Source organism: Sinorhizobium arboris LMG 14919 (assembly GCF_000427465.1).
Lineage (GTDB): Bacteria > Pseudomonadota > Alphaproteobacteria > Rhizobiales > Rhizobiaceae > Sinorhizobium > Sinorhizobium arboris.
Genome location: NZ_ATYB01000014.1, coordinates 1,181,981 through 1,202,447, shown reverse-complemented (window position 1 = coordinate 1,202,447; position 20,467 = coordinate 1,181,981). Strand labels below are relative to the sequence as shown.

20 protein-coding genes, 1 tRNA gene and 1 pseudogene are annotated in these 20,467 nt (G+C 61.5%); 14 read left to right on the top strand and 8 right to left on the bottom strand.

The features are described from left to right. Positions 1-345: 345 nt before the first annotated feature. A complete protein-coding gene (locus tag SINAR_RS0116950; protein ID WP_028000184.1) occupies positions 346-1,026 on the top strand; it encodes a peroxiredoxin-like family protein in 681 nt (226 codons plus the stop codon). A 148-nt stretch (positions 1,027-1,174) separates the two neighbouring features. On the opposite strand, the gene SINAR_RS0116945 is transcribed toward SINAR_RS0116950, so the two are convergent. From SINAR_RS0116945 to SINAR_RS0116935, 3 genes are read right to left on the bottom strand one after another with little or no spacing between them, the layout of a single operon-like run. Beyond that, the gene (locus SINAR_RS0116945) at positions 1,175-2,722 is read right to left on the bottom strand and encodes a SpoVR family protein (protein WP_028000183.1); all 1,548 of its coding nucleotides are present in this window, start codon (positions 2,720-2,722) and stop codon (positions 1,175-1,177) included. An 11-nt stretch (positions 2,723-2,733) separates the two neighbouring features. Continuing rightward, positions 2,734-4,050, bottom strand: a complete 1,317-nt coding sequence (locus SINAR_RS0116940) for a YeaH/YhbH family protein (protein WP_028000182.1) — start codon at positions 4,048-4,050, stop codon at positions 2,734-2,736. Positions 4,051-4,074: 24 nt separating this feature from the next. Next, complete coding sequence (locus SINAR_RS0116935) at positions 4,075-6,024, bottom strand: PrkA family serine protein kinase (protein ID WP_028000181.1); 1,950 nt, start codon at positions 6,022-6,024, stop codon at positions 4,075-4,077. A gap of 278 nt (positions 6,025-6,302) precedes the next feature. Between SINAR_RS0116935 and SINAR_RS1000000137395 the strand changes: the two genes are divergently transcribed. Beyond that, positions 6,303-6,473, top strand: a complete 171-nt coding sequence (locus SINAR_RS1000000137395; protein WP_167333605.1) for a hypothetical protein — start codon at positions 6,303-6,305, stop codon at positions 6,471-6,473. A 135-nt stretch (positions 6,474-6,608) separates the two neighbouring features. Here the strand turns inward: SINAR_RS1000000137395 and SINAR_RS0116925 are convergent. Then, positions 6,609-6,693: transfer RNA gene (locus SINAR_RS0116925), tRNA-Leu, on the bottom strand. Between the two features lie 196 nt (positions 6,694-6,889). Here SINAR_RS0116925 and lipB point away from each other — a divergent pair. The 10 genes and pseudogenes from lipB (at position 6,890) to SINAR_RS0116875 (ending at position 14,368) form a co-directional block, all read left to right on the top strand. Further along, positions 6,890-7,609 (top strand): lipoyl(octanoyl) transferase LipB, encoded by a 720-nt coding sequence (gene lipB / locus SINAR_RS0116920; protein WP_033057480.1) that lies wholly within the window; start codon positions 6,890-6,892, stop codon positions 7,607-7,609. A gap of 218 nt (positions 7,610-7,827) precedes the next feature. Then, positions 7,828-8,226 carry a helix-turn-helix domain-containing protein gene (locus SINAR_RS0116915; protein WP_028000179.1) on the top strand — a complete coding sequence of 133 codons (399 nt, stop codon included), beginning with the start codon at positions 7,828-7,830 and terminating at the stop codon, positions 8,224-8,226. 84 nt (positions 8,227-8,310) lie between these two features. Further along, positions 8,311-9,438: pseudogene (locus tag SINAR_RS01000000133585) on the top strand (S-(hydroxymethyl)glutathione dehydrogenase/class III alcohol dehydrogenase). Positions 9,439-9,513: 75 nt separating this feature from the next. Continuing rightward, entirely contained in the window at positions 9,514-9,954 is a 441-nt protein-coding gene (locus SINAR_RS0116905; RefSeq protein ID WP_028000178.1) for a YaiI/YqxD family protein, read from the top strand. 21 nt (positions 9,955-9,975) lie between these two features. Then, positions 9,976-10,635, top strand: a complete 660-nt coding sequence (locus tag SINAR_RS0116900) for a DUF1345 domain-containing protein (protein WP_028000177.1) — start codon at positions 9,976-9,978, stop codon at positions 10,633-10,635. A gap of 15 nt (positions 10,636-10,650) precedes the next feature. Further along, complete coding sequence (gene fghA, locus SINAR_RS0116895; protein ID WP_028000176.1) at positions 10,651-11,484, top strand: S-formylglutathione hydrolase; 834 nt, start codon at positions 10,651-10,653, stop codon at positions 11,482-11,484. Positions 11,485-11,517: 33 nt separating this feature from the next. After that, positions 11,518-11,895: a fluoride efflux transporter CrcB gene (crcB, locus tag SINAR_RS0116890; RefSeq protein WP_028000175.1), complete on the top strand. Its 378-nt coding sequence runs from the start codon at positions 11,518-11,520 to the stop codon at positions 11,893-11,895. A 37-nt stretch (positions 11,896-11,932) separates the two neighbouring features. Then, positions 11,933-12,925, top strand: a complete 993-nt coding sequence (locus SINAR_RS0116885; RefSeq protein ID WP_028000174.1) for an RluA family pseudouridine synthase — start codon at positions 11,933-11,935, stop codon at positions 12,923-12,925. Further along, entirely contained in the window at positions 12,925-13,590 is a 666-nt protein-coding gene (locus SINAR_RS0116880) for an HAD-IA family hydrolase (RefSeq protein WP_028000173.1), read from the top strand. Before SINAR_RS0116885 ends, SINAR_RS0116880 begins: the two co-directional genes overlap by 1 nt. Further along, on the top strand, positions 13,583-14,368 hold the full coding sequence (locus tag SINAR_RS0116875; protein WP_028000172.1) for an ATP12 family chaperone protein: 786 nt from the start codon (positions 13,583-13,585) through the stop codon (positions 14,366-14,368). Before SINAR_RS0116880 ends, SINAR_RS0116875 begins: the two co-directional genes overlap by 8 nt. Positions 14,369-14,490: 122 nt before the next feature. On the opposite strand, the gene sugE is transcribed toward SINAR_RS0116875, so the two are convergent. The 3 genes from sugE to SINAR_RS0116860 form a co-directional block, all read right to left on the bottom strand. Continuing rightward, positions 14,491-14,805, bottom strand: a complete 315-nt coding sequence (gene sugE, locus SINAR_RS0116870; protein ID WP_028000171.1) for a quaternary ammonium compound efflux SMR transporter SugE — start codon at positions 14,803-14,805, stop codon at positions 14,491-14,493. 159 nt (positions 14,806-14,964) lie between these two features. Continuing rightward, positions 14,965-16,275 carry a replication-associated recombination protein A gene (locus SINAR_RS0116865; RefSeq protein ID WP_028000170.1) on the bottom strand — a complete coding sequence of 437 codons (1,311 nt, stop codon included), beginning with the start codon at positions 16,273-16,275 and terminating at the stop codon, positions 14,965-14,967. Continuing rightward, positions 16,272-17,669, bottom strand: a complete 1,398-nt coding sequence (locus SINAR_RS0116860; RefSeq protein ID WP_028000169.1) for a DegQ family serine endoprotease — start codon at positions 17,667-17,669, stop codon at positions 16,272-16,274. The genes SINAR_RS0116865 and SINAR_RS0116860 overlap by 4 nt, the downstream gene beginning before the upstream one ends. 288 nt (positions 17,670-17,957) lie before the next feature. Between SINAR_RS0116860 and msrP the strand changes: the two genes are divergently transcribed. After that, positions 17,958-18,899, top strand: a complete 942-nt coding sequence (gene msrP / locus SINAR_RS0116855; protein WP_028000168.1) for a protein-methionine-sulfoxide reductase catalytic subunit MsrP — start codon at positions 17,958-17,960, stop codon at positions 18,897-18,899. Positions 18,900-18,901: 2 nt separating this feature from the next. Then, complete coding sequence (gene msrQ / locus SINAR_RS0116850; protein ID WP_028000167.1) at positions 18,902-19,552, top strand: protein-methionine-sulfoxide reductase heme-binding subunit MsrQ; 651 nt, start codon at positions 18,902-18,904, stop codon at positions 19,550-19,552. A 422-nt stretch (positions 19,553-19,974) separates the two neighbouring features. Here the strand turns inward: msrQ and rplQ are convergent, their stop codons facing one another. Continuing rightward, a complete protein-coding gene (rplQ, locus tag SINAR_RS0116845) occupies positions 19,975-20,400 on the bottom strand; it encodes a 50S ribosomal protein L17 (protein WP_003536492.1) in 426 nt (141 codons plus the stop codon). Positions 20,401-20,467 lie beyond the last annotated feature (67 nt).

Sequence of the window (20,467 nt, the reverse complement as noted above, 5' to 3'; positions counted from 1 at the left end):
GACCTAAAGCGTGTCGCGATTTTTAAAGCGCGTCGCGTTTAATCGGCCTCATATCCGACAGCCTTGAAGTAGTTTCTGCATTTCTGTGACGGGGAAGAGATTGCAGATGTTTAAATGGCGCTGTGTCGCGTCCTGTAGCGCCGGTCACGAGCTGCTGTTTACGCTTGCTCGCGGGCCGATATGGGGCCATTCTCAGGTCTATCCTGGCTGACGCTGAGACGAGAGGTCAGGGTGTGCATGCCCGAATGCTTTCGAGCAGGACTTTTGCGCCCAGCACGTGATCGACCGCGAAGCATTTGTCATACTGCCTCTTCTTGACTGGTCCTTCGGGCGAGGAGGTTGTCAATGTCCGCGCATTATCAAGACCATCCTTTGCAACCGGGCGACCGGGCCCCGAACATCGTGCTGGATGCGATCTCTCGCGAGGGGAAGATCGCGCTTGATGAGTTTCGCGGCCGCAGCCCTTTGTTGATCGGTTTGTTTCGAGGCCTGCTTTGTCCTTTCTGCCGACGCCATGTCGCGGCGATGGCCCGGCTCAATCCAGCCCTGCGTGAGAAAGGCGTGCACTCTCTAGCGGTGGTAAACACCCCCGTGGAACGCGCGCGTCTTTATTTCCGCTATCAGCCGATACCCGGTCTTCTTGCAGCATCCGATCCCGAGCGAGCTTCGCACCGCGCCTTCGGCTTACCCCTCCTGGAACTCACGGAGAATGCGACCGACTGGCCGTACAAGGTCGGAGCGGACGCAGTCACGGAGATGCGGGTCGATTGGCCGGGGGAATTGCCTGAACCAATGAATCCGGCCGCCGGGGGTGACCTTCTCAGCAACAAGGATGGATATGAAATCAAAGAAGCCGATCAGCAGGTGAGGATTCCCGGCCATATGCAGCTTGTCGGCCATTTCCTGCTCGACCGAGAGGGTGTGGTTCGGTGGAGTTTCACAGAAGTCGAAGAGGAAGGCCGGAATTTATGCCGGGCGCTGAATCCCGAAGAGTTGATGTCGGCGGCTTCTCAACTCGCCTATTAATGTATGTCGCCCAAAAGTGTGCAGCGGTTTTGGGACAACGACATGCATGAAGACAAAGAACTAACTAAAATCATGAAAGCGATCGCCTCCGATAGGCTGAGGCGCAGAGCGCGGGCGGAAAACCGCACACAGGTTTCCTCATCCCGTTCTAGTCGGACAGTTCCTCCGTCGAGCACTCGTAGAGCGTTTCTCCGGTTTCCATGTCGACGCCGGCGAGGCTGACCTCGTAACCCCACAGATGGCGGACGTGGCGCAGGGTGGCATCGCGGCTGTTCTCCTCCAGAAGCACGCCATCCTTCACATTGTGCTGCAGGCGCAGATGCCGATCGCCAAGCAGATCGACATCCATCACCTGGATGTCGGGCTGGCTGGTGCCGATGTCGTAGCTGCGGGCGAGAGCGGTACGTATCGCCTCATAGCCGCGCTCGTTGTGAATGGAAGCCACCTCGCAGAAATTGTCGTCCGCCTCGTCCGTCAGCAGGAACAGCCGGAACTTGCGGATCAATGCAGGGCTCAGGAACTGCAGGATGAAGGATTCGTCGCGATGGTTCGCCCAGGCATCGAGAAGCGTCTCGCGCCAGTTGCCGATACCGGCGATTTCGGGGAACCAGTCGCGATCTTCCGCCGTCGGATCGACGCAGATGCGCTCGATGTCCTGCATCATGGCAAATCCCAATGCGTAGGGATTGATTCCGGGAAAACGAGGGTCGTCGAAGCCCGGCTGAAAAACGACGTTGGTATGGCTCTGGAGAATCTCCAGCATCGCGCCTTCGCTGATTTTGCCCTGGTCGAAGAGGTTGTTCATGATGGTATAGTGGACGAAGGTGGCGCATCCCTCGTTCATGACCTTCGTCTGCCGCTGCGGATAGAAATACTGAGCGATCACGCGGACAATCCGCAGTATCTCGCGCTGCCAGGGCTCAAGGATGAGGCTGGTCTTCTCCAGGAAATAGAGCAGGTTCTCTTCCGGGAGGTTCAGCGATTTTTTCCGCTCCGAGATCTCCCGCTCCAACTGCGTCGGGTCGTTGTTCTCCCCCGAGGGCGGAAGCGTTCTCCACAGGTCGCTATAGGTCTGCTCTTCGTATTCCAGCCTCTCGCGCATCCGCTCCTGCTCTTTTTCGGTCGACAGGCGCGGAGGTCGTCTGTAGCGGAAGACGCCCTGCTCCATGAGTGCATGCGCGGAATCGAGGATCGCCTCGACTGCCGGCGTTCCGTGCCGTTCCTCGCATTTGCTGATGTATTTCTTCGCGAAGTCCAGATAGCTGAGGATTGCGCTGGCGTCGGTCCACTGTCGGAACAGATAGTTGTTCTTGAAAAAATGATTGTGGCCGAAAGCTGCATGTGCGGTCACCAGGGCCTGCATGGCCATGGTGTTCTCCTCCATCAGATAGGTGATGCAGGGATTGGAGTTGATCACAAGCTCATAGGCGAGGCCGCGCCGGCCCCTGCGGTAGAGATGGTCCTCGAAGACGAAGCGCTTCCCGAAGGACCAATGCTGGTACATGAGCGGCATGCCCACCGAGGAATAGGCATCCAGCATCTGCTCGGAGGAGATGATCTCGAGCTGGTTGGGGTATACGTCGAGCCCGAGATCGTCGAGCGCGATCTCCTCGATGGCATCATAGGTGCGCGCCAGCGTCTCGAAATTCCAGTCGGAACTGTGGAACAGAAGGTTCGGGGCGGCACCCTTTGACATCCGATCGCCTTTCACTTGCGCAATTGCATCTCCGGCTGCTTGCCGAAGAGTTTTCGGAAGACGGGGTAGATATCCGCCGGTTTCGCGATGCGAGTCATCTGGAAATTCGGCCATTCGCCGTCGACGGTGCGATAGGCCCGCCAGAGCGAAGTCCCGTTGTCGGTGGTGCCGAAAATCTCCGTCTCTCGCTCATCGATAATCTCGACATAAGCGTAATATTGGCAAAGTCCCATCAGTTCGTCGTGAAGAAGCGAGGCGCAGCGTTCGGAGTCGCCCGAGATATTCTCGCCGTCCGACGCCTGTGCGGCATAGATGTTCCATTCGTGCGCAGGATAGCGCTCCCGAATGACGCGCAGCATCTCCTCCAGGGCCGTGGAAACGACTGTGCCGCCGCTCTGCTTGCTGTAGAAAAAAGTATTCTCGTCGACCTCGCCCGCCTCATCGGTATGCCGGATGAACACGATGTCGATCCGCTCGTAGCGCCGTTTGAGGAAGAGATGCAGCAGCACGAAAAAGCGCTTGGCGAGGTCCTTCTCCCGTTCCCCCATCGATGCCGAGACATCCATGAGGCAGAACATGACCGCGCTCGCATTGGGCAAAGGCTGCGGCTCGAAACGATTGAAGCGGATGTCCACCGGATCGACATAGGGGATGCGCCGACGCCGGCGCTCGAGACTGTCGAGCTTCTGGCGCAGTTCCTCCAGACGCTGCCGATGCTTGATGCGTCCGCGCGGTTCCGTTTCCAGCCTTGCAATCTCGTCGGCCAATGCCTCGATTTCCCGGCGCGACGGCCGCCGCAATGCGATGCGGCGCCCATAGCTGTTGCGCATGGTGCGGCCGACATTGATGTTGGTCGGCGAGCCGCTTGCGGTGAAACCGGCGCGTCGCCGCTTGAAGGTGACCGATTCCTTCAGATTGAGCTTCACCATGTCGGGGAGTTCGAGGTCCTCGAAGAAGAGATCGAGCACTTCCTCGCGGGAAAGGGCGAACTGAAACTCGTCCTCGCTCTGGCCCGTGCCGGCGCCGGCATTGCCGGCACCGCCGCCTCCTCCCCTTTTGGGAATGCGGTCTCCCGCCGCGAATTCCCGGTTGCCCGGCAGGACATGGCGCCGTTCGCCGCTATTGGAGTCCGGTTGGAACGCCGGCTCGTTGACGCCACGGGCGGGCATGGACACGCTCTGTTCGGCATCCACATCCGCGATCTTGCCCGACTTGACCCGCTCCTTGATGGTTCGTTTCAGCTCCTCTCGCGCCCGTTTCAGGAAACGTTGCCTGTTGCCGAGACTCTTGTCCTTCGGATTGAGGCGGCGGTCGATGAAATTCGGCATTAGCTAACCCCCGCATACGCAGCCTCAGCCCGCTTTGTTTACGCGCATGTACCAGTCGACGAGACGCCGCACCTGCCGTTCGGTGTATCCACGCTCCTTCATCCGCTGTACGAATTCGGCATGCTGCTTCTCCGTGCCGCTGTCCTTCTTCGATCCGAAGCTGATGACCGGCAGCAGGTCTTCGACCTGGCCGAACATGCGTTTCTCGATGACTTCGCGAAGCTTTTCATAGCTCGTCCAGGACGGGTTCTTGCCATGGTTCTTGGCGCGTGCCCGCAAGGTGAACTTGACGACCTCGTTGCGGAAATCCTTCGGGTTGGCGATCCCGGCCGGCTTTTCGATCTGAGACAGCTCGCTGTCGAGAATCTTGCGGTTGAGGATCTGCCCGGTATCGGGATCCTTGAAATCCTGGTCCTCGAGCCAGGCATCGGCATAGGCGATATAGCGGTCGAACAGGTTCTGGCCGTATTCGCTGTAGGACTCCAGATAGGCCTTCTGGATCTCATGACCGATGAATTCGGCGTAACGGGTAGCGAGTTCCGACTTGATGAAGTCGAGATAGGCTGCCTCGGTCTCCTTCGCGAACTGTTCGCGCTTGATGGCCTGCTCCAGGATGTACATCAGGTGCACGGGATCGGCCGCGACCTCCTTTGTGTCGTAATTGAAGGCTTCGGAGAGGACCTTAAATGCGAAGCGCGTGCTGACGCCGGTCATGCCTTCGTCGACGCCCGCAGCGTCCCGATATTCCTGCACCGATCGTGCCTTCGGGTCGACATCCTTGAGGTTCTCGCCGTCATAGACGCGCATCTTGGTGTAGAGAGACGAGTTTTCATGGGGAACGAGCCGGGTGGACACGGTGAAACGACTCAATATCTCCAGCACCTCGGGAGCGCAGGGATTGCTGACCAGCTCGCTCTCGCGAAGAAGTTTTTCGTAGATCTGCTTTTCCTCGGTGACGCGCAGGCAATAGGGAACCTTGACCACCAGGATGCGGTCGAGAAACGCCTCGTTGTTGCGGTTGTTCTTGAACTGCAGCCATTCCGATTCGTTTGAGTGGGCCAGAATGGTGCCCTGGAAGGGGAATGCGCCGAAGTTTTCCGTGCCGTTGTAACTGCCTTCCTGCGTTGCGGTCAGAAGCGGATGCAGGACCTTGATCGGCGCCTTGAACATCTCGACGAATTCGAGCAGCCCCTGCGTCGTGCGGTTCAGGCCGCCGCTGTAGGAGTAAGCATCGGGATCGGCCTGACTGAAGTTCTCGAGCTGGCGGATATCGACCTTGCCGACGAGCGAGGAGACATCCTGATTGTTCTCGTCGCCGGGCTCGGTCTTGGCGATACCGATCTGGCGCAGGCGCGACGGCATGAGCTTGACGACGCTGAACTTGGATATGTCGCCACCGACCTCGTCCAGCCGTTTGGCGGCCCAGGGAGAGATCAGGCCTGTCAGCCTCCTGCGGGCGATGCCGTATTTGTCCTCCAGGAGATCGGCCATGCGCTCGGGATGGAAGAGGCCCAGGGGCGATTCGAAGATCGGGCTGATCTTGCCGTCGACCATCAGCGTATAGATCGGCCGCTGTTCCATCAGCTTCTTCAGCCTTTCGGCCAGCGAGGACTTACCGCCGCCGACCGGCCCGAGCAGATAAAGTATCTGCTTGCGTTCTTCCAGACCCTGGGCGGCATAACGGAAGTAGCCGACGATCCGCTCGATCGTGTCTTCCATGCCGAAGAAGTCGGAGAAGGCTGGATAGATTTTGATTGTTCGGTTTGAGAAGATCCGTCCTAGACGCTCGTCAGCGCTGGTGTCGACGAGAATCGGGTCTCCAATTGCGTCCACCATTCTTTCCTGAGCGGTGGCGTACATGCTTTTGTCATCGCGACATGCGAGGAGATATTCCTGTAGACTTATCTCTTCTTGCGCTGCACTCGTATAAATCTCCGAAAAGAGGTCGAAGACGTCTGATTCACTCCTTTGCATCGTGCTCTCCCGCGGCGGGCCGCTTGGTTGAAACGGGCTCGCTGCCTTTCGGCATCTGCTTCAGGTGAACGGTTTTCCTAGCTTCAAAGTTCCTTCACATAACCGACACTGAAACGGATACCGAAGCAGCAGCCAGCGACGAACATCCGCTTATCAGTTCGGGACCGACCGATCGGCGCCTCGTGAAAGTCGTGAGGCGCACTCCGCAAGACTCGTCGCTCTGTCACCCTATCATGCCGGCGCTTCTCGCGAATCCGTCATGACAGGCGAATCATAACTTGTCCCTGCTCATTCGCCGACTTTTTTTTTGCGATTCCACGAATTTAGCCATCAACAACGTCATGCAGGGCGGTGATTTCGTGATCGGGCACCGCCATGCCGATGCGCTGGCGGGCGCTCCGCATCGGCACGGAGCAGAGATCTGGACGACGCTGTGGCCCGAGGCATGACGCCGAGCTATTGCGCGCCGTAAGGGAGAGAATAGCCCTCGCGCCCTATCGCGTCCAGCAACAACGTCGTGAAAGAGGATTTAAAATAAAAAAACCCGCGAAACCATCTGGTTACGGGGGCTTCTTCATCTTAGATGGTGCGGTCGAGAAGACTCGAACTTCCACGGGTTGCCCCACAGCGACCTCAACGCTGCGCGTCTACCAATTCCGCCACGACCGCATCGTGGTAGGTGCCGATTGCGTCGGCGGGGCTGCATGTAGCAAAAGGATTCCGGGTGCACAAGTGCATGACGACAGAAATTTGACGAGAAACGAAACTATTTCGATCGGCCCTTGGCGAAGCACTGGAAACGCTGGACTCTTGCCGTCGACAGCCCCATGTAGAGGCCGGAAAAATCAGCATTCTCAAGGTTCCCATGCAACGCGAAGATCTTGTCCAGAGCATGTTCGCACCGCCCGAAGCACCGCCGGTGCGCTGGCGCATTGCGCCTTCCCTCGTGGATTATCCACAGGCCGTCGAGACGATGGAGCGGGAGGCGGCAGCGATCGCGGCCGGCACCGCAGACGAGTTGGTCTGGCTGGTCGAGCATCCGCCGCTCTACACCGCAGGCACCAGCGCCAACGCCGCCGACCTCGTGATGCCGGATCGCTTCCCGGTTTTCGCAACTGGAAGAGGCGGCGAATACACCTATCACGGTCCCGGGCAGCGGGTCGTCTACGTCATGCTCGATTTGAAGCGCAGACGCCAGGACGTCCGCAGCTTTGTCGCCGCACTCGAGAGCGTCGTCATCACCACGCTCGATTCCATGAACGTCAGGGGCGAACGCCGTGAGGATCGTGTCGGCGTCTGGGTGCGCCGCCCGGAAAAGCCGCCGCTCCCGGACGGTTCGATGGCGGAGGACAAGATCGCTGCAATCGGCATTCGCCTGCGCAAATGGGTGAGCTTTCATGGACTGTCGTTGAATGTCGATCCGGACCTCGAGCATTTCGGCGGCATCGTGCCTTGCGGAATTCGCGGCTATGGTGTCACCAGCCTCGTCGATCTCGGCCTGCCGGTCATGATGGCCGACGTCGATATCCGGCTGAAGGAGGCCTTCGAAAAGGTCTTGGGCCCGACTCGCATGGAGAACGAATAGCAGGGCTGCGCGGCCACATTGCTCCGGCTCCGTTGCGACAGGCCGTATCACAGCAGATAGCCCGGAAACGGCGGAAAAGCCGCTTTTGGCCGCCTTTTTGCCGCTTCGCATTGCCCCATGCGTCAGGAAAAGCCTATAAGCTTCCTTCACCTTCGCCCCACCGCGGGCAGTCAGGGTGCCCCAGCGCCCGACAACGACAACAGGCGAAAGGAGCTACCATGCTGTTATCAACCGAGAATGCGATTGCACGTCTGAGCCGGACAGGAGACGGCGATACGCTGGGCGGCCGGATCTGGAGAGCGCGTGACGCGGCGGGACTCTCTACGAAGGAGCTCGCAGCCAAGCTCGGCGTCCGCAACGACACCATTTCCTCCTGGGAACGCGACCGCGCCGAGCCTCGGGCCAATCGCCTTTTCATGCTGGCCGGCGTGCTTGGGGTCACGCCCGCCTGGCTGATGGCCGGCATCGGCCGCGCACCGGACGACAGCGCTGCAGGTACATCGGGAGACGAGCTTCGCAAGCGGCTTGATATGATCAAGAAGCTGCATGAACAAACCACCGAGGCAATTGCGGCACTAGAGGTGGAATTCGAACGCCTGGAACAGGACGTTCGGTGATTGCAAAGGATTTTTCCTCTTGGCGGCGGCGATCGGCGCTGTATGACGGTCGCCCGCCTGATGTTAGCTTAATGGAGTAGAGAGATGGATGTACGCGCCGCGGTGGCATTGGAAGCCGGCAAGCCGCTGGAGGTCATGACCGTGCAGCTCGAGGGCCCCAGGGCCGGCGAGGTTCTGGTCGAGGTGAAGGCGACCGGCATCTGCCATACCGACGATTTCACGCTTTCGGGGGCCGATCCGGAAGGGCTGTTTCCGGCGATCCTCGGGCATGAGGGCGCCGGCATCGTCGTCGACGTCGGTCCCGGCGTCACCAGTGTGAAGAAGGGCGACCACGTCATCCCGCTCTATACGCCGGAATGCCGCTCCTGCCCCTCCTGCCTCAGCCGCAAGACCAATCTCTGCACCGCCATCCGCGCCACCCAGGGGCAGGGGCTGATGCCGGACGGCACCTCGCGCTTTTCGCTCAATGGCGACAAGATCCACCACTATATGGGCTGCTCGACCTTTGCGAACTTCACCGTGCTGCCGGAGATCGCCGTCGCCAAGGTCAATCCGGACGCCCCCTTCGACAAGATCTGCTACATCGGCTGCGGCGTCACCACCGGCATCGGCGCGGTGATCAACACCGCCAAGGTCGAGATCGGTTCGACGGCGATCGTCTTCGGCCTTGGCGGCATCGGTCTCAACGTCATCCAGGGGCTTCGCCTCGCCGGCGCCGACATGATCATCGGCGTCGACCTGAACAACGACAAGAAGCCCTAGGGCGAGAAGTTCGGCATGACCCATTTCGTCAATCCCAAGGAGGTCGGCGACGACATCGTGCCCTATCTCGTCAACCTGACGAAGCGCGGCGCCGACCAGATCGGCGGCGCCGACTACACCTTCGACTGCACCGGCAACACCCGCGTGATGCGCCAGGCGCTCGAAGCCTCGCATCGCGGCTGGGGCAAGTCGGTGATCATCGGCGTTGCCGGCGCCGGCCAGGAGATCGCGACCCGGCCGTTCCAGCTCGTCACCGGCCGCACCTGGATGGGCACCGCCTTCGGCGGCGCGCGCGGGCGCACCGACGTGCCGAAGATCGTCGACTGGTACATGGAGGGCAAGATCGAGATCGATCCGATGATCACCCACACCATGCCCCTCGAGGACATCAATAAAGGTTTCGAACTCATGCATTCCGGCGAAAGCATCCGCTCGGTGGTCCTCTATTGAGTTCGCAGTCTCGGTCAGGGAAGCGCCGGAAATAGTTGATTCCGGCGCTTTTTTGGCCTCCGGAAGTCGTTCCCCATGATCTATGTCGATGCCGATGCCTGCCCGGTAAAGCCGGAAATCCTGAAGGTGGCCGAACGCCATGGTCTGGAGGTGACCTTCGTCGCCAATTCAGGCCTGCGCCCCTCGCGCGATCCGATGGTTCATAACGTCATCGTGTCGACGAGTTTCGACGCCGCCGATGATTGGATCGCCGAACGCGCCGGGGACGGCGATATCGTCGTCACCGCCGACGTGCCGCTCGCCGTACGTTGTGTCGGCGCCGGAGCACTCGTCACCGGTCCGACCGGGCGCGTCTTCGACGAGAGCAACATCGGCATGGCGTCCGCGATGCGCGACCTTTCGGCCCATCTCAGGGAAACCGGCGAAAGCAAAGGCTATAACGCCGCCCTCACCTCCCGCGACCGCTCCGCCTTTCTCGAAACGCTTGACCGACTCTGCCGACGCGTAAAAAGGTAGAGCCGGCGAACGGAGGCGCGTATGGATCGGAAGGCAGGCCTGCGGCACTGGCCGTTCTATCTCGCCCTGACGGGCGGGTTGCTTAGTCTGCCGATCGGTTTTGCGTTTTTCCACGCAGAAGCGATCGAGGTCGCCGCCATCCTCTTTTTCCTTGTCTATCTGTCGATCACTGCCCTGCGGCTTCCCAGGCTTACCGGCAGCTATCTCCAGGCCAATGCGCGGGACACCGGCGAGCCGGAGCCGATCATCTTCCTCGTGACGCTGGTTGCCGCGGCCACTTCGCTGGTGGCTCTGTTCCTCGCGCTTAACCGCACCGGCGAAGGCGGCGCCGTCGGACTGTCCATCGCCTTCGCAGCGGTTGCGCTCGGCTGGACGACGATCCACACCATGGCGTCGCTGCATTATGCTCATCTCTATTGGCTTGCCGGCCGCGATGAGCCCGGTATCGATCCCGCAGCGCGCGGTCTCGCCTTTCCGGAAACCGACAGCCCCGGCGGGTGGGATTTCCTCTACTTCGCCTTCGTCATCGGGATGACGGCGCAGACGTCGGACGTCGCGATCACGACAACGGCGATGCGGCGCGTCAACCTGATGCACGCCATCGTCTCGTTCTTCTTCAACACGGTGCTCGTCGCCGCTGCCGTCAATGCCGCGGTCCAGCTTGCAGGCGCCCCCCCATGAATTCAGGAGCCAAAGATGAAAGTAATCTCGCAAAACACCGCTTTCGGCGGCATGCAGGGCGTCTACGCCCATGATTCGACGGCGTGCAAAGGCGAAATGACCTTCGCCGTCTTTGTCCCGCCGCAGGCAATTACGGAACCTCGTCCTGTCCTCTGGTATCTCTCCGGCCTCACCTGCACCCATGCCAATGTCATGGACAAGGGTGAATACCGGCGCATGGCCTCGGAGCTTGGACTCATCATCGTCTGCCCGGACACGAGCCCAAGGGGTGCAGACGTTCCGGATGAGCTCACCAACTGGCAGATGGGCAAGGGTGCCGGCTTCTATCTCGACGCAACGGAGAAGCCCTGGGCCGAGCACTATCAGATGTACAGCTACGTCACCGAGGAGCTCCCGGCCCTCGTCGGCCAGCATTTCCGAGCGGATATGAGCCGTCAGGGCATCTTCGGCCACTCGATGGGCGGACATGGCGCCATGACGATCGCTCTCAAGAATCCCGAGCGTTTCAAGAGCTGCTCCGCCTTCGCGCCGATCGTCGCGCCGTCTTCCGCCGATTGGTCGGTCGGTGCCTTCGAAAAATATCTCGGCTCCGACAAGGCCGCCTGGCGGACATACGATGCCTGCGCCCTCGTCGAGGATGGCGCGCGCTTCCCGGAATTCCTGATAGACCAGGGCAAGGCCGACAGCTTCCTGGAAAACGGTCTGCGCCCCTGGCTGTTCGAGGAAGCCGTCAAAGGAACGGGAATCGGCCTGACGCTCCGGATGCACGAGCGCTACGACCATTCCTATTATTTCATCTCGACCTTCATGGACGACCACCTGAAATGGCATGCCGAGAGGCTCGGCTGACATGCTACGGCCTTCTCCGATCGGAATGATTTGATGAACCATATCCTCCTCGTCGGCGCCGGCGGTGCCCTTGGCTCCATCCTGCGCTACCTCGTCGGCCTCTGGATGCTGCAACGCGCCGGCCCGGCCTTTCCCTGGGGGACTCTGTTCGTGAACGTCACGGGTTCCTTTCTGATCGGCTTCCTGGCGGAATTCGTCATGCACAAGATGGGTGCCTCGCCGGAAATGCGCGTGTTCCTGATCACCGGCGTGCTGGGCGGCTACACGACCTTCTCGGCCTTCTCGCTCGACGCGATCACCCTTCTGGAACACGGCCACACAACGAGCGGCCTCGCCTATGCGGTGGCGAGCGTCGGTCTTTCGCTGCTTGCCGTGTTCGCCGGGCTGGCCCTGATGCGCGCAATGGTCTAAAGCCAGCCCTTGAAGAAGAGTAAGCGGATTTCTGCAAATGGCGGGCATTGAACACAGGCAAGTGGACAGCGACGAGGCGGGAATGCGTCTCGACCGCTGGTTCAAGGTGCATTTCCCCGGACTGGGCTTCGGGCCGCTGCAGAAGTTGCTGCGGTCCGGGCAGATCCGCGTGGATGGGGCGCGGGCAAAATCCGACACGCGCGTACAACCGGGTCAGACGATCCGCATCCCGCCGCTCGGCGTGGACTCCAAGGAAGTCAAATCCGGTCCGATCGGAGGCCGGGATCTGCGTCAGTCCTCGGACGGCGAGCTTCTGTCGCGTATGGTGCTGCATGAGGATGCCAAGGTCATCGTGCTCAACAAGCCGGCCGGACTCGCCGTTCAGGGCGGTTCGGGCGTCAATCGGCACATAGACAAGATGCTCGAGGCGTGGACCAGCCAGAAGGGCGAAAAGCCGCGGCTCGTCCATCGTCTCGACCGTGACACGTCGGGCGTTCTCGTCATAGCCCGCACGCGCGGAGCTGCGCAGCAGCTGACCGCGGCGTTTCGCGAACGCGATACGAAGAAGACCTATTGGGCGCTGGTCAAGGGCGTCCCGCGCAGGCGCGAAGACAAGATATCCACCTGGCTCGTGAAGGAACAGACGCCGGACGGCGACCGCGTGCGGATTGCCAAACATGGGGAGGATGGCGCCGACCACGCCATCTCCTTCTACCGGATCGTCGAGCAGGCCGGCCAGAACCTCGCCTGGCTGGAGATGGAACCCTATACCGGCCGCACGCATCAGCTGCGTGTCCACGCCGCTCACATCGGGCATCCGATCATCGGCGATCCGAAATATTTCGAAGCGGACATCAACTGGACCTTTCCCGGCGGCATGCAGAACCGGCTCCACCTCCACGCCAGACACATCGACATTCCGCATCCGAACGGCGGTCGGCTGAAGGTCACGGCCCCCCTGCCCCAGCACATGGTGCAGAGCTGGAACCTGCTCGGCTTCGACGAAAACGCCGCCGGCGAGGAAGAGTAATGAAGCTCGTCCTTTTCGATTGCGACGGTACGCTCGTCGACAGCGCCGGATTGATCCATGAGGTGATGGCCCGTACCTTCGAGGCCTTCGATCTGGAGCGACCGACAAAGGATGCGACCAAGACGATTATCGGCCTCACGCTCGACATCGCGATCGCCAGGCTCATGGGGCAGCAACACGTCGACAGCAGGGCGACCGCAATGACGGCGCATTACAAGTCTATATTCGCTTCGGTACGAGGCGAACCCGGCTGCAGCGAAGCGCTGTTTCCGGGCATTGCAGAGATGATGCAGACCTTGGCTGGTCGCGACGAACTGCTGATCGGTGCGGTCACCGGCAAATCGAGGCGGGGTCTCATGCATATCGCGGCGACGCACGGCTTCGACAAGATTTTCTTCGTCTCCCGCACTGCGGACGACTGCCCCTCGAAGCCGCATCCGGCCATGGTGACGGAGTGCTGTGCGGAAGCCGGTATCGACCCGAGCGACACGATCGTCATCGGGGACGCGATCTACGACATGCAGATGGCCAAGGCAGCCGGCGCCGGTGCCCTGGGCGTCGCCTGGGGTTACGCCAGCGTGCCGGAACTGATGGAGTCGGGCGCGAACCACATCGCCCGCGTGCCGGCAGATATAATCGAATGGATGGATTGTAACCATGCCTGATATTCGCGACGAACTGAGCGCTGCGCTGAGCCACGACGATCCGGTGCGCAGGGCCCAGATCCAGATGCAGAAACCGCTGCCGAAACGCTTCTACAAGCAGGCGAGCGCCGCACCGGCCGATGACAGCGGCTACACCGTGCATCTCGACGGAAGACCGGTGCGCACACCGGCGAGGCGACCGCTCTCCGTCCCCACGCAAAAGCTCGCCGGGCTGCTTGCAGCCGAGTGGAACGCCCAGACCGAAGTGATCGACCCTTCGGCAATGCCCCTCACCCGGATCGCCAATACAGCGATCGACGGGGTTGCGCTCGACGATCGTGCAGTCTTCGACGATATTCTCCGTTTCGCCGGCAGCGATCTCCTGTGCTACCGGGCCGATAGTCCGAGGGAGCTCGTCGCACGGCAGAACGACCAGTGGAACCCGGTCCTCGACTGGGCAGCCCGGACGCTCGGCGCCCGCTTCATTCTCATCGAAGGCGTCATCCACCAGGAACAACCGCGCGAGGCGATCTCGGCCTTTGCCGAGGGCCTGCGCGCATTTGCGACACCCCTCGGTCTCGCCTGCCTCCATACGGTTACCAGCCTGACCGGATCGGCCCTGCTCGCTCTAGCCCTCGCCATGGGCAGGCTCTCGGCCGAAGAGGCATGGGCCGCCGCTCATGTGGACGAGGATTGGCAGATCGACCAGTGGGGAACCGACGAGGAAGCTTTCAAACGGCGGGAAAACCGCTGGCAGGAAATGCTGGCTGCCGCCACCGTGCTCGAAGCGCTGAAATAGGACGAGGGCGACTGGTGTGACGCCTTGCGGCGCGCTCGCCCAATCACCCTAGCCCTCTTCCCCGCATGCGGGGAGAAGGTGGCCGGCAGGCCGGATGGGGGGCAGAATTTCGGTGGTTGCCCTCAGCCGACGAGCTTCAGCCCGGCGATGCCCGCGACGATCAGGCCGATACAGCCGAGACGCATGGCCGTTGCGGGTTCTGCAAACAGGACGATACCGAGAATGACCGTACCGACGGTACCGATCCCGGTCCAGACCGCATAGGCCGTACCGAGCGGCAGCGAACGCACTGCGATGCCGAGTAGAACGACGCTCAGGATCATCGAGCCGACCGTCAGCACGGTCGGCGTGAACCGCGTAAATCCATCCGTGTATTTGAGACCGATCGCCCAGCCGATTTCGAGAATTCCAGCGAGCAGCAGCGTGAACCAGGCCATTTCGAACTCCTTCGTGTGGAGCGAGGCCGTCCCCGCGGAAGTGCGGATCTTTTCGATCCGTGCAGCCGTCTGCGATGTTGCACACCTATGCCACAGGCCCGCGCGGGCAGCAAGGCGCCGTATGGCACGGCAGCCTTGCGCTGCGGAAAGAGCTGAAGCTCACGAATGCCGGTCGCGCCGTAGTTTGCTCCACCACTCCAGCCGCTTGCGGATTTCACGTTCGAAGCCGCGCTCCGGCGGATCGTAGAAGGTTTTTCTTCCCATTTTCTCGGGGAAATAATCCTGTCCTGAGAACGCGTCTGGCTCGTCGTGATCGTAGCGATAGCCGTCGCCGTAGCCTTCCCCCTTCATCAGCTTCGTCGGAGCGTTGAGAATATGCTTCGGCGGCAGCAGAGAACCATGTTCCTTGGCCGCGCGCATCGCGGCCTTGTAGGCGGTGTAGACCGCATTGGACTTGGGAGCGGTTGCAAGATAGACGCAGGCCTCGGCAAGAGCCAGTTCCCCTTCCGGCGAACCGAGGTAGTCGTAGGCGTCCTTGGCGGCGTTGCAGATCGCCAGTGCCTGCGGATCGGCGAGGCCGATATCCTCGACCGCCATCCGCACCAGCCGCCTGCCGATATAAAGCGGATCTTCCCCGGCATCGAACATTCGACAAAGATAATAGAGTGCAGCGTCCGGGTCGGACCCGCGAACGGATTTGTGGAGGGCCGAGATCAGATTGTAATGGCCATCCTGGCCCTTGTCGTAAACCGGTGCGCGGCGCTGGACGATTTCCTGAAGCGCCGCGGCATCGAACATCTCATCCCGGCGCACCGCCCGCCATACCTCTTCCGCAAGGGTCAGCACGGCGCGGCCGTCCCCGTCCGCCATGCGGATCAGGCTGGCGCGCGCATCGTCGTCCAGCGGCAGCGGCTTGCCCTCGGCCGCCTCGGCCCGCTTCAGCAGTTCCTCGAGGCTGGCTTCGTCATGCGGCTTGAACGTCAGCACGCGAGCGCGCGACAGAAGCGCAGCGTTGAGCTCGAAAGACGGGTTCTCGGTGGTAGCACCGACCAGAATGACGGTGCCGTCCTCCATCACCGGCAGGAAGCTGTCTTGCTGCGCCCGGTTGAACCGGTGAATCTCGTCGACGAAAAGCAGCGTCTGGCGCCCCGACATGCGCCGGGCGCGGGCGGCCTCGAATACCTTCTTCAAATCCGCAACGCCGGAGAAGATTGCCGAGATCTGCTCGAAGGCGAGGCCGGCCTCGCCGGAGAGCAGACGGGCTACCGTTGTCTTGCCGGTTCCCGGCGGGCCCCAGAAGATCATCGAGCCGAGGGAACCGGATCCGATCATCCGGGTGAGCACCCCGTCCGCGCCCGTCAGATGCTCCTGACCCGTGACCTCCGCCAATGTCCGCGGGCGCAGCCGATCGGCAAGCGGCCTTGCCGAGGCCATCTCCGGAGGCTCGTGGGGGGCAAAGAGATCGCTCATCGGAAGAACTGACGGATGATCTGGCCGTTACGTTCGATCTCGACGCGCCAGAAGGAGGCATCCTCCGCCAGGACGCCTTCGAGCGTTTTCGAGCTGTCGATTGGCGTCCCGTTGACCGAACGAACGATATCTTTCGGTTCGAGGCCGATGCGTGCAGCCGGCGAGCCGCGATTGACCTCTGTGACGACCACGCCTTGCAGCGACGTGGGCATGCGCAACTCTTCGGCGAGCCGCGGCGAGAGATTTCCCACGACAGCGCCGGCAAAGGGATTACGCCCTTCGATCAGCCGTTCGTCGCGCGGCTGCGTTTCCGGCGCCCGCTCGAGCCTGAGGGTGATATCGCGTAAATCGCCGTTCTCCGAAATCGTCACGCGCGCCTCGTGACCGATCCCGACAGTCGTCAGACGATAGCCGAGCGCATCGGGATGTTCGACCGGTATGCCGTTGACGGCGGTGACCACCTGCCCGGGGCGTATGCCGGCGCTCTCGGCCGGACCGCCTGCAACGACCGCCGTCACCAGCGCACCGCGCGCCCGCTCGAGCCCAAGCGCCTCGGCCACATCGGAGGTCACCGGTTCGAAGGTAGCGCCGACGAAGGGACGGACGAACGAGCCGTTTCCTCCTTCGGCGGAGGCGACGAAAACCTTGACCAGGTTTGCGGGAATGGCGAAGCCCACGCCGTTGGAACCGCCGCCTCTGGAAAAAATCGCGGTGTTGATGCCGATCAACTCGCCTTTCATGTTGATCAGACCGCCGCCGGAATTGCCCGGATTGATGGCCGCATCCGTCTGGATGAAGAAGCCGAAATCACCGTTGGAAATCTGGTTGCGGGCGAGCGCCGAAACGATACCGCTCGTCACCGTCTGCCCGACGCCGAAGGGGTTGCCCATCGCCAGCACCAGATCGCCAACCTCCACCGCGTCGGAATCACCGATCGGGATAATGTCGAACGGACCGTCTGACTGGATTTTCAAGACCGCCAGATCCAGGCGATCATCCTTGAGTATGATCTTGCAGGGGAACTCGCGCCCGTCGGCAAGCGCCACCTTGATGTCGTCACCACCCTCGATGACATGATTGTTGGTCACGACCAGGCCGTCGCGGCCGACGATCACGCCGGATCCGAGAGACGACTGCTTCTCGGTTCGGTTCGGCATGCGCTGGCCGAAAAACTCCTCGAAGAAAGGATCTCCGGCGAAGATCGAGCGACGCTCCACGACGCGCTCGGCATAGACGTTCACGACCGCATTCGCCGTCTGCTTGACGAGAGGGGCGAAAGAGAGCTGCAGTTCCGTCCGCGACTGCGGCACGGTCCTGGCATCCTGGGCCATTGCAGGCGTCGAAATCGCAACAGCGAAGACGAGAGCCGCGAGAGCTCTATGGCCGAAGATCATGAAGCATTCTCCCATTCGTTGCTGCTACGCTCAGATAGGATTTCGCGCGGAAAAAGGCAAACCTGCCGCCGGACAAATCGGCGAGACGTGACCGCAAGGACGCATCATTTCCTCAGGGAATTCATGGGATTACAGATTCCGCGCCGTTTGCCGGAACTTCTGCCCCCGCTCGCGTCGGCCGCGTTCACGAATCGCGCACGAAAACGTGGTCCCGCCAGCCTTTTCCGGTGATCGAAACTCTGCTCATCTGCGTATTAGAAGAAGTCGAATGATGACCGAGGAGAACCCATGTCCAGCACGCGCGTCCCGAAGATCGCCGCTACGGAAATTACGCCGGAGCGCTTCTTCCTGCATCGCCGCACATTCATGGCCGCCGCGGCTGGAAGCCTGGCGCTCGCCGCCCCCAGCCCCAGCCGCGCGGCTGCACTCGCGGCATCCAAGAGCGCGTACAGGGTCGATGAGCCTGCCACGCCAGAAAAGGACGCCACGAGCTACAACAACTTCTATGAATTCGGGACCGGCAAGGGCGACCCGGCCGCCAACTCGGCAAATTTCAAACCGGCGCCCTGGACGGTGAAGGTCGACGGCCTGGTCGGCAAGCCGCGGGACTTCAGCCTTGAGGAACTCTTGGCCTTCCCTCTCGAGGAGCGGATCTACCGGATGCGCTGCGTCGAAGCCTGGTCGATGGTCATTCCCTGGATAGGCTTCCCACTGGCCGCACTCCTCGACAGGGTCGAACCGCTCGGAAGCGCAAAATATGTCGCCTTCGAAACCGTCGTGCGCCCAGAGGAGATGCCGGGCCAGTCCGGCTATTTCCAGCCGCTGGAATGGCCATACCGGGAGGGCCTGAGGCTCGACGAAGCCCGCCACCCGCTGACGATTCTCTCCGTCGGGCTCTACGGCAAGACGCTGCCGAACCAGAACGGCGCACCAATCCGCCTGGTGGTACCGTGGAAATACGGCTTCAAGGGGATCAAATCGATCGTGCGTATCTCGCTGACCGAGACGCCTCCGCCATGCACCTGGAATCTCGCCGGGCCGACTGAATACGGCTTCTATGCCAATGTGAACCCCGACGTCGATCACCCACGCTGGAGCCAGGCAACCGAAAACCGCATCGGCGAAGGCGGCTTCTTCGGCGCCAACCGCCGCGATACGCTACCCTTCAACGGCTACGCGGAAGAAGTGGCAAACCTCTATGCCGGCATGGATCTGCGGGTGAACTTCTGACGATGCCTAACGTTCCCGCCCTGCCGAAGCGACTGCACGGACCCTCGATCTGGGCGCTCTACGTAATCGGCTTCCTGCCGGCCGTCTGGGGTTTCTATCTGGGGGCCACCGGTCGGCTGCCCGGAAATGCAGTCAAGGAATTCGAGCACCTGCTCGGCATCTGGGCCCTGCGCTTCCTGATCGCCACCCTGGCGATCACTCCCATTCGCGACCTCTTCGGCGTCAACTGGCTCAGATATCGCCGCGCCCTGGGCCTCCTTGCCTTTTACTATGTGCTGATGCATTTCCTCACATATATGGTGCTGGATCAGACGCTGCGCATCCCGGCAATCCTCGCCGACATCGCTCGTCGTCCGTTCATCACCATCGGCATGGCCGCCCTCGTGCTGCTCGTGCCGCTGGCGGTTACATCGAACAATTGGTCTGTAAGGCGCCTCGGGCAACGGTGGAACCGGCTTCACAGGCTGGTCTACGTGATTGCCTTGGCGGGCGCGCTGCATTTCGCCATGTCCGTCAAGGTCGTTGGGCCCGAGCAGATGCTGTACCTGTCCCTCGTTGCGGTACTCGTCGCCTGGCGTGCCGTCAGAAAGCGGTATGTGCGGTGGAAACGGCAGGGCGGCACGCTGTTGCGGTCACAGCCCAGAGCAGGTTGAGGGCACAACGTGCCACTGGGTAAGAGCCGCACCGGCCAAGGTCTCGCAACACGCCCGACCCTCATTCCCGCGCCCGTCACTGCAATCCAGCCAGACCAATCCTTGAGCTGCAAAAGCTCTTCCGTGCTGCTCTCACGTCTGCGACAGGCACAGGGATGAACATCGACTTCTGCTTTGAACAGAACGATCGGCTAGGGGACGGTCGTTGTGACCGCACCCCTGCCACACGACCGGCATGCGGGTCCGCACCGGGCGGCTCGCCGCCGCCCCTTGGTCACCAGAGCTTCGCCGTTCGTTGCCGCTTGTCCCGGGGAGGCACCGCCTCCACCCGCAGGAATGCGCCCATGCCGGGCGCACAACAGAAAGCAGCCGGGTGCGATCAGCACCCGGCCGCTTTCATTCTTTGATCAGCTCTGACGAAATCAGGCCGCTTCGGCCGCCTCGGCTTCTGCAGAAACGCGAGCGCGGTCCTTCGAGCCCTTGGCGTCGACATCGCGGTCAACGAATTCGATGACGGCGAGCGGAGCGTTGTCACCCTGGCGGAAACCAGCCTTCATGATGCGCAGGTAGCCGCCATTGCGGGTGGCATAGCGCGAGGCAATCGCGTCGAACAGCTTCGAAACGACAGCAACATCGCGGATCTGCGAGATCGCCTGGCGGCGGGCGTGCAGATCGCCACGCTTGCCGAGCGTGACGAGCTTTTCCACGATCGGACGGATTTCCTTGGCCTTCGGCAGGGTCGTAACGATCTGCTCGTGCTCGATCAGCGAAGCTGCCATGTTGGCAAACATCGCCTTGCGATGGCTGGCGGTTCTATTCAGCTTGCGGCCGGCTTTACCGTGGCGCATGGCTATTCTCCTTTACTTGCAGGCATCCGCCTGCAGTTTAAACGTCGCGCATATCCCGCGGAGAGCC